The organism is bacterium, assembly GCA_030652805.1.
Classification (GTDB): Bacteria; JAHJDO01; JAHJDO01; order JAHJDO01; family JAHJDO01; genus JAHJDO01.
On the sequence record JAUSPT010000051.1, the window covers coordinates 1 to 3,833 of the forward strand.

The window sequence follows — 3,833 nt, forward strand, 5'->3', positions numbered from 1 at the left end:
TATAATTATTATACCTTATATATACCTTTGGTCAATTTAAAATTTTGAGTCAAGGCGCTATGTTGTTAGAGAACGGAATGCCCCCTTGTTGGGAAAGAGCCAGAGCCGGGGGGTTGAGTCGTCATAGTTGGCTCCCCGGACTGGCCAATGTTGGTAACATTTGTCCAAGTGTAGGGATTCACTCTTATTAGATCTTAAAACATCATTAAAAAATCTCTGGAATATGAGCCGTATTGGGATTTTCTTCTTCTGTTGTTTTATGCTTTTGCTTATAATAATAAAAGAGATAAGGGAAAAGGCCAGGAAGCCGGCTACCGATTTTTCATTGTACACCGATTTCCACAGCAGCTTAACCGTCACCAGTTAGTTGCATCATATTATAGCAGATATTCAGCTATATCTGAGCATTATTGATAGTGGTAAGCAGAATTATAGCATAAATATGACGGTTAAATTAGTAATTTGACGTATATAATATTACGGATAATTGTAAATAATATCTCAAAATAGCCAAAATACCACCAAAAACATAATTAAAGTAGCATATTATGCTTGACAATAGTATTAATACCAGTATATAATCAGTATTATAAACGTCATAATTATGCTATGGAAATTAAAGATTATTTCACTAAAAACTTAAAGCCCAGACAGAAGCAGTACGAAGCTATAAGAGCCGTTGCTTTTAAAGAAGGCACAATAGATGAAATTGCTACGTGTTTTGAATATAGCCCCAAATCACTTAAAACACTTATTAACCGGCTGCTTCGCGGCAAGCATCAGTTATTTCCAGATGTAAAAACTGGTCCCAAAGGACGGCATACTTCAGATCAAACAGTTAAGGAGATAATTTGTTTGCGCAGAGAAAAGAGACTTAGCGCAAAAGAAATCACAGAAGAGCTAAAAAAGACAGGTGGCCCGGCAAGCATTCGAACTGTGGAACGAATATTACAAGACGCAGGATTTCCAAGACTTTACCGGAGAACAGATAAGGAAAGGGGTATCTCTAAGAAGGGCATGCTGATGCCGCAGAGGTCTGCCGATCTGGATATTGGAAAGCTTAGCCCGTTTCGCATAGAGTGTCAGGTAGCGGGCATATATTTGTTTCTGCCTTATATACTGGAAAGTGGAATCTTAAATATTGTAAGTAAGTGCAATCTGCCCCAGTCCAGCAATATCGGAAAGACTCAGGCATCTCTTTCCATGCTGCTTCTAAAATTAATTGGCAATGAAAGATTGAGCCACATCAGCCAATATAATACTGATGCGGGTTTTGGAATCTTTGCCGGACTAAACGTCCTTCCCAAACCCGGTTATACATGTTCGTATTCCTGCAGAACCAAAGCTTCTAAACTTATGGAGTTTCAAAAAAAGATTACCGGAAACTTTTCACATATGTATCCCGATCTATACAAAGGAAATACCATTAACTTAGATTTTCATTCAATACCTCATTTTGGAAGTAAGTCCCAGATGGAGAAGGTATGGTGCGGCGCCCGGGGCAAGACGCTTAAAGGTGCCAACACATTCTTTGCCCAGGACGGAGGCAGTGATTCACTTATATATGCCAACTCTGATATCAAGAGGAAGGAATCTTCTATAGAGATTAAGAAATTTGTTGATTACTGGTTTGACCTAAAAGGTGTTACCTGCCAGACACTGGTTTTTGACTCCAAGCTGACCCGATACGATATACTCTACGAACTTGACAGAGCCGGCGTAAAGTTTATTACCTTAAGAAGGAGAGGTAAAAATATCATTGATAACACCAGGGGGATACCCGAAGAGAATTGGAAGAAATACTATCTTCCAATTCCCAAGAGAAAACACCGCCATGTGAAAGTATATGAGGATAAAGTAGTACTTTTAAATAACCAAAAACCTTTGAGGCAAATAATTATTAAAGACCACGGAAGGGCAGAGCCCACTTTTATAATTACCAACAACCTCGATATGAAGATCCTGGATATATTGGTAATCTATGCCAAAAGGTGGCACATAGAAAACAAGCTTGCCGAACTGGTGCATTTTTTTAATATCAATGCCCTGTCTTCCCCTATTATGATACGTATTCATTTTGATCTTTTGTGGACAGTTATTGCCGATACACTTTATCACCTGTTTGCAAAAGACTTAAGAGGATTTGAAAAATGCCGTGCTCAGACTATTTTCAAACAGTTTGTGAATATGCCGGGGCGGATTGAATATGACGGAAAGGTCTTTACTGTAAAAATAAGGAAGCATGCAGCTACTCCTATTTTGCTAAGTGTTGGAAAACTTAACAGAGAAATACAGGTTCCATGGCTCGGAAACAAACCGTTACGAATAATCTGGACAGCTTGATATATGACGGTTAAATCGACTGTGGAAATCGGTGTTAAATGATATAGCTGCAGGAAAAATTAAAACATCAAGCATTACATCACAGATCATTATTGAGGCAATAAATCTTACAGATCAAATATGCATAACACCTCTGTGGACTCTGTGTAATTAGCTACCGCTCTGCAGTTAAACTCTGAACAGGGAGATATGATTTTTGAAGGAGTCTGTGAGGCCAACAGTACTGCAAAAAGAGTTAACCATATATTTTAAGAAAAGGGTGAGTAAATATGTGATATAATATAGTAGGTTTTAGGGCAATAGCCCTAAGGAGTTATTTGAGGTTTATACAGATTTTGTTAAATCCTCAGCAACAAAGGAATTGGGACTAAAAGGATTTCTATGCCGAAATATAGCAAATAATTATAAAATAGTAAAAGAGGCATCAGGAAAAAAAGTTTTAATGATAGCTAACTTAAAACAGAAAATTTTTAAATTATTTTCTATAATTACCTTATTTTTTATATTGTCGTTTTTCTCATCCTCATGCTGCTGTCTTCTTAGTGAATACTTTAATTCAATAGAAACTTCTGAGGAAAAGACTGAAATTTATGACAGCATAAAAGCAGAACTTTCTGATCCAGCTGGTTACTATATTTCTCCAGAGGCTGAAGAAGATTTTTATGACAATATTAAAGATATTTATAGTGGAGAAAAACTTGATGAAATTATTGATGCTATGAAAAAGTTGAAGAAGCTTTATCCGAAAGGTTTTTCTATTGTAGTAAAAACTGCCACTATAGATAATTTTTCCTGGTTTAAGTTTATTTTTGATAATCCATCAATAGAAATAGAAGCTTTTCAGTCAGTAACAGATAAATGTTCTGATCCCTCAGTGTTAAACACTTTGGTCCATGAATATACACATACAGGAAGTGGCTATTTTCCAGAATTATTTAATAGGAGTGAAGAAGGGTATGTATATCTTATTGGAAATTTTGGAGCATTTATCAAAAAAGATGTAACACTTTTTGAAAAGCCAGAAATCTATCAGGACATTCCCAATCCAGATGATTTTGATTCAACGTATTTAAGTCCTGGTCCAGGAAAAAGCGGTGTAGATTTTATGAATATTTTAGATGAAGTAAATGCCTATACAAGAAGTGCCGAGACCATGATTGCATTTGAAGAGTTAATAGGTGCATCCAGGAATGACACGAGGTATGGCTTGCTAAAGCAAATGTCGCACTTAGAGCTATACCTAAAGAGAGCATATGAAAAGCATCCTAAAGACTGGGAATATATTGTTAATCATAAGGGATTGTCATTTTTAATAATGAAGCTGTGGCAGGAAGCATCAAGGTTTGAAAAAATTATAGAAAATGACAATAGATTAAATCTTAATAGTGAACCTGTTTCTGAATTCGTATACAGTCCTGATAACTATTTGATAATGGAGAAACTACTGAATGATTCAGGAATAATCCAGTACAAAGATATGAGCTTTAGCG

The 3,833-nt window shown here is 36.2% G+C and carries 2 protein-coding genes; both read left to right on the forward strand.

Annotated elements, in window-relative coordinates; all coding sequences use genetic code 11:
- Window positions 1-609 precede the first annotated feature (609 nt).
- Window positions 610-2,343, forward strand: coding sequence for a hypothetical protein (locus Q7J67_05345; protein ID MDO9464704.1), 1,734 nt, complete (start codon window positions 610-612; stop codon window positions 2,341-2,343).
- A 442-nt stretch (window positions 2,344-2,785) separates the two neighbouring features.
- Window positions 2,786-3,833, forward strand: a 1,048-nt coding sequence (locus Q7J67_05350) for a hypothetical protein (GenBank protein ID MDO9464705.1), incomplete at its 3' end; no start/stop codon positions are given.

Bases quoted from the DNA above. Each gene is read 5' to 3' on its own strand.
- Q7J67_05345 (MDO9464704.1), top strand. From the start codon at position 610: ATGGAAATTAAAGATTATTTCACTAAAAACTTAAAGCCCAGACAGAAG.